The following is a 5,578-nucleotide window of genomic DNA, read 5'->3' as shown; positions in this document are numbered from 1 at the left end:
GAGAGGCCGGCCGAGCCGGGGGCCAGCCGGTACGCGCCCCGGGCGCTGACCGAGCCCGGGCCCATGAGGTAGCCGCCCGCTCCCCGTACGTCGATGCCGGGGGCGAGGCGGCCGGCGGAGTTGGGGACGGTGACGTCCGGCGGGCCGGACAGCCAGAGGTGACGGCCCCCGCTGGGGGTCAGCACCGTGACCGTCTCCGGGAGCGTGAACAGGTGCTGGAAGGCGATCTGCTGGAGCGCGGTCACCGAGGCCGGGGTGGCTTCGGTGTACGGAGGCGTTCCAGGGGCCGGACCGGGAGAGGCTGCCGTGCCGGGAAACGGTGCCGTGCCTGCGGATGAGGCCGTACCGGGGGATTCGGCGCCCGTCGGCGTGACGTCCAGGTCGATGCCGATCAGGTGGTGCGGGGCCCGCCCGCACGCGATGCCGTACCCCGTGGCCCAGGGCGCCGCCGCGAACAGGGCCCGTACGGCGGCGGGGTCGGTGGTCGCGTCGTGCACGCCGTGGCCCGGGCGCCCGCACTCGCCGCGGCAGAGGCCCGGTTCGGGCTCGCCCCGGTGCGGCGAGGGCAGCGCGGGGAGCTTGGTGGGGGACAGGGGGATGACGGGGAGCCCGCGCTCGGCGGCGGACAGCGCGTGGGCGAGAGCCAGGGTGGCGGTGTGCGGGGCGGTGGTGGCCATGACTCCATGTTCGTACAGTTGTTCGAAGAAAGGAAGAGGGGGCCGGAGTGAGGGTGTCCGGGACGTGAAAGTTCGGATACGTACGGATGTGTGCCGAAACGCTTCGCCTCTTGCGGCGCCCGGGCTCGGCGGCCCGGCTGGGGTGATGTACCGCTTTGGGGGCGCAAAGCGGGTTTATCGACTTGTCCTCACGCTTGCGAGGGAATGGGGGGCTCCGGACTGGTTCACCGGGGATTCGGTGGGCAATCCTGAGTTCGCGACGTCGTCACCACGACCCGGGCGGTCGGCCAACTGCCTTGGGACAAGCCGTACTTCTCGTTCCTGGAGGAACTGACATGGCAAGCTTCCGTACTGTTCGCGTCATTGCCGCTGTCGCCGCGCTGCCCCTCGCCGCCGCGCTCTTCACCGGGGTGGCCGAGGCCGACAACGGCGGACTCGCGAACGACGGATCGAACGCGATCGTGTCCACGATCAGTGGCAGCGGTGTGGGTGGGAACAACTACGGCAATTCGACCACCACCCAGCAGGTGGCCAACGGCCCCGGCGCGTCCAACCAGAACAACACCGCCAGCGTGGTCGGCTCCGCCTTCACGGCGATCGACCAGTCCAACGAGAACATCTCGGTGTCCTTCACGAACCTCTGGTGACACGCGGCCCGACGGGGGGTGTGTGATCAAGGGGTGATACGAATTCCTGCGCGGCGGTGGTCCGGTCTTCCGGCCCCGTCGCGCAGGGCTTTGTCGTCCCGGTCGCCGTCACGACCGCCGTCCCGGCCGGCCCGGACCCTGCCCACCCCTCGCCGACCCTGACGGGCCACGTCACCTGTTCTCCACCTTCAGGAGGTGGGGCCGGCACCACCCCTACACCCTGAGGCGGAGACAGCTTCGGGACCTGGGGCCGATCCCCTGGCGGAGCCCCGCTCCTAGCGTGGAGCCATGACCACGCCTGTCTGCGCAAACGCCTCCACAGCCGTCAAAACGACCGCCTTTCCGCCCCACTCCGCGCACCCGCCCCACCCCGCGCGCACAGCGCACTCCGCGCACCCGGCCCGTTCGACCTACGCGCCGTACGCCTCGTTCTCGTCGTACGTACGCGCACGCGGCCCCGTCCTGCTCCGTACGGCACGCTCGCTGACCGCCAACCCGAGCGACGCGGAGGACCTGCTCCAGACAGCGCTCACCAAGACGTACGTCGCCTGGGACCGGATCGAGGACCACCGCGCCCTCGACGGATACGTACGCCGCGCCCTCCTCAACACCCGTACGTCCCAGTGGCGCAAGCGCAAGGTCGACGAATTTGTCTGCGACGAACTGCCCGAGCCGGTGGGGCTGCCCGAGCCCGACCCGGCCGAACAGCAGGTGTTGCACGACGCGATGTGGCGGGCGGTGATGAGACTGCCCGACCGCCAGCGGGCGATGGTGGTGCTGCGGTACTACGAAGACCTCAGCGAGGTGCAGACCGCCGAAGTGCTGGGCGTCTCGGTCGGTACGGTCAAGAGCGCGGTCTCGCGGGCCCTGGGAAAGCTCCGGGAGGATCCCGAACTGTCGCCGGTGCGTTGAGCGGGCCCGGCCCCTTCCCTTCCCGACTTCCCCTCGACTTCCTCGACTTCCCTCACCTTCTCGATTCCTCTCGATTCTTCTTTCGCTCTACTCCCGGGTAGTGACATACCGCGCGGTATGTGCGCAGAATCCTCGCAGCATCAGCGCCACGCCACAGTGTCAGCGCCGACCGGGAGGACGCCCGTGCTCAGCACCATGCAGGACGTACCGCTAACTGTGACCCGCATCCTGCGCCACGGGATGACCATCCACGGAAAGTCGCAGGTCACGACCTGGACAGGGGAGGACGAGCCGCAGCGCCGCAGCTTCGCCGACGTCGGCGTACGGGCGACACAGCTCGCCAACGCCCTGCGTGACGGGCTCGGGGTCACCGACGACGAACGCGTGGCCACGCTGATGTGGAACAACGCCGAGCACGTCGAGGCGTACCTCGCCATTCCGTCCATGGGGGCGATCCTCCACACCCTCAACCTCCGCCTCCCGCCGGAGCAGTTGGTCTGGATCGTCAACCACGCCGCCGACCGGGTCGTCATCGCCAACGGCTCCCTGCTGCCCCTGCTGGCGCCCCTCCTCCCGCACCTGCCGACCGTCGAGCACGTCGTCGTCTCCGGTCCCGGCGACCGCGCCCTCCTCGACGGGGCCACGGCCCGTGTCCATGAGTACGAGGAGCTGATCGCCGGCCGTCCCACCGGCTACGACTGGCCCGAGCTGGACGAACGCGCCGCCGCCGCCATGTGCTACACCTCCGGCACCACCGGTGAGCCCAAGGGGGTCGTCTACTCCCACCGCTCCATCTACCTGCACTCCATGCAGGTCAACATGACCGAGTCGATGGGGCTGACCGACCAGGACACCACCCTCGTCGTAGTGCCCCAATTCCACGTGGCGGCCTGGGGGCTGCCCCACGCCACTTTCATGGCGGGCGTCAACATGCTGATGCCCGACCGTTTCCTCCAGCCCGCGCCCCTCGCCGACATGATCGAGCGCGAGAAGCCCACCCACGCCGCCGCCGTCCCGACCATCTGGCAGGGGCTCCTCGCCGAGGTCACCGCCCGGCCGCGCGACCTGACCTCCATGGCCCGCGTCACCATCGGCGGTTCGGCCTGTCCGCCGTCGCTGATGGAGGCGTACGACAAGCTGGGTGTACGGCTCTGTCACGCGTGGGGGATGACCGAGACCTCGCCGCTGGGCACGACGTCCAACCCGCCCGCCGGCCTGACCGCCGAGCAGGAGTGGCCGTACCGCATCACGCAGGGCCGCTTCCCGGCCGGTGTCGAGGCACGCCTCGCGGGCCCCGATGGCGACTTCCTGCCATGGGACGGCGAGTCGGCCGGTGAACTGGAGGTACGGGGTCCGTGGATCGCGGCGGCGTACTACGGCGGCGCGGGCGCCGAACCGATCAGGCCCGAGGACAAGTTCAGCGAGGACGGCTGGCTGCGGACCGGTGACGTCGGTGTCATCAGCCCCGACGGGTATCTCACGCTCACCGACCGCGCGAAGGACGTCATCAAGTCCGGGGGCGAGTGGATCTCCAGCGTCGAGCTGGAGAACGCGCTGATGGCCCACCCGGAGGTGGCGGAGGCCGCGGTGGTGGCCGTACCGGACGAGAAGTGGGGCGAACGCCCGCTCGCGACCGTCGTCCTCAAGGAGGGCGCGGGCGCCGACTACACGGCGCTCAAGCAGTTCCTCGCCGGGCGGGTCGCCAAGTGGCAGTTGCCCGAGCGGTGGGCGCTGGTGGAGTCGGTGCCGAAGACGAGCGTGGGGAAGTTCGACAAGAAGGTGATCAGGGCGCGGTACGCGGCGGGGGAGTTGGACATCACGGTTCTGTAGGCGCGTAGGCGCGCAGGCGCGCAGGCGCGCAGGCGCGCAGAGGCGGAGGCCGTAGCGCGGGGGGCGGAGCGCGGAGGGCGAGGAGCGGGACGGGCGGTCAGTTCGTCCCGATCTTCGCGAGCAGTTCCACGATCCGGGACTGCACCTCGTCGCTCGTGGACCGCTCGGCCAGGAACAGTACGGTCTCCCCCGACGACAGCCGCGGCAGCTCCGCCGGATCGATGCCGACGGAGGTGTAGACGACCAGCGGCGTACGGTTCAACTGGCCGTTCGCCCGCAGCCAGTCGATGATCCCGGCGCGCTGCCGCCGTACCTGCATCAGGTCCATGACCACCAGGTTCGGCCGCATCTGCCCGGCCAGGGCCACGGCCTGGTCGTCGGTGGCGGCCCGCGCGACCTGCATGCCGCGCCGCTCCAGCGTGTCCGTCAGCGCGAGCGCGATCTCGTCGTGCTCCTCGACCAGGAGGACGCGCGGGGGGTGCTGCTCGCTGTCGCGCGGTGCCAGGGCCTTGAGGAGTACGGCGGGGTCCGCGCCGTACGCCGCTTCCCGCGTCGCCTGTCCCAGGCCGGCCGTGACCAGGACGGGGACCTCGGCGGCCACGGCGGCCTGGCGCAGGGACTGGAGCGCCGTACGGGTGATGGGGCCGGTCAGGGGGTCGACGAAGAGCGCGGCGGGGAACGCGGCGATCTGGGCGTCGACCTCCTCGCGCGAGTGCACGACGACCGGGCGGTAACCGCGGTCGCTGAGCGCCTGCGAGGTGGAGACGTCCGGGGCGGGCCAGACGAGCAGCCGGCGCGGGTTGTCGAGGGGCTCCGGGGGGAGTTCGTCGTCGACGGGGCGCGGCTGGGGGCGGTTGGCCACCTCGACCGCGCCGCCGGGACCGTCCAGCGGCTGGGGACCCTCGGCGCCCTCGTCGGGCGCGCCTATCGCGTACGAGCGTCCCTCGGGGTGGGAGGTGGGGAGGCGGGAGGAACCCTGGGGGTGGGACCTCTGGTTCGCCTCGGGGTGGTCGCTGTCGGGCGGGGTGCCGAGCTTGCGGCGGCGGCCGGAGCCGAGGGTGCCGGAGGGGCTGCCGCTGGCGCTGCTGTGGGCTTGGCCGCCCTGGGTGTCGCCGTGGCCCTGGCCCTGACCTTGGGTGTGGGCGAGGCCCTGACCCTGGCCCTGGCTCTGACTTTGCAGGGCTTGGCCCTGTCCCTGGCTGTGGCTCTGGTGGTGTGCCGGTGCCGGTGCCGGTGCCGGTGTCTGGGCCGGTACCGGTGCCTGCGTGGGCGGTGCGGACGGGACGTGCGCGACGGGTGGCTGGGCGGGCTGGCCCTGCGGTCCCGGGACGGGGACCGGGCCCGGCACCAGGCTCTGCCCGCGCCCTTGGGTCGGCTGGGCCGGCTGCTGGTGGGAGAACGGCACACCCTGGCCGAGCGTCCGCACGTTGAAGGCGCGGCCCTGGGTGGAGTCCGGGGACGATGCCTCTTCCGGCAGGGGCTGGGCGGGCGGGAGCGGCTGATGGGCGCCAC

At 71.6% G+C, this 5,578-nt stretch carries 4 protein-coding genes and 1 pseudogene; 3 read left to right on the top strand and 2 right to left on the bottom strand.

Annotated elements, in window-relative coordinates:
- On the bottom strand, positions 1-677 hold a 677-nt coding region (locus GT042_RS27585), incomplete at its 3' end, for a bifunctional DNA primase/polymerase (protein ID WP_161311430.1).
- Between the two features lie 335 nt (positions 678-1,012).
- Between GT042_RS27585 and GT042_RS27580 the strand changes: the two genes are divergently transcribed.
- The 3 genes from GT042_RS27580 (at position 1,013) to GT042_RS27570 (ending at position 4,066) form a co-directional block, all read left to right on the top strand.
- Positions 1,013-1,324 (top strand): hypothetical protein, encoded by a 312-nt coding sequence (locus GT042_RS27580; RefSeq protein WP_161311429.1) that lies wholly within the window; start codon positions 1,013-1,015, stop codon positions 1,322-1,324.
- Positions 1,325-1,612: 288 nt separating this feature from the next.
- Positions 1,613-2,236 (top strand): SigE family RNA polymerase sigma factor, encoded by a 624-nt coding sequence (locus GT042_RS27575; protein WP_161311428.1) that lies wholly within the window; start codon positions 1,613-1,615, stop codon positions 2,234-2,236.
- Positions 2,237-2,419: 183 nt separating this feature from the next.
- A complete protein-coding gene (locus GT042_RS27570; RefSeq protein WP_161311427.1) occupies positions 2,420-4,066 on the top strand; it encodes a long-chain fatty acid--CoA ligase in 1,647 nt (548 codons plus the stop codon).
- A gap of 97 nt (positions 4,067-4,163) precedes the next feature.
- On the opposite strand, the pseudogene GT042_RS27565 reads toward GT042_RS27570, so the two are convergent.
- Positions 4,164-5,578: pseudogene (locus GT042_RS27565) on the bottom strand (hypothetical protein); the annotation flags it as partial.

It is taken from the genome of Streptomyces sp. SID3212, from assembly GCF_009865405.1.
Lineage (GTDB): Bacteria > Actinomycetota > Actinomycetes > Streptomycetales > Streptomycetaceae > Streptomyces.
The sequence above is the reverse complement of the archived record's forward strand: the minus strand, read 5'-3'. Positions and strand labels throughout refer to the sequence as shown.

What these genes read in the sequence shown, in the direction of transcription:
- GT042_RS27580 (WP_161311429.1), top strand. Translation starts at nt 1,013, where the DNA reads ATGGCAAGCTTCCGTACTGTTCGCGTCATTGCCGCTGTCGCCGCGCTG.
- GT042_RS27575 (WP_161311428.1), top strand. Translation starts at nt 1,613, where the DNA reads ATGACCACGCCTGTCTGCGCAAACGCCTCCACAGCCGTCAAAACGACC.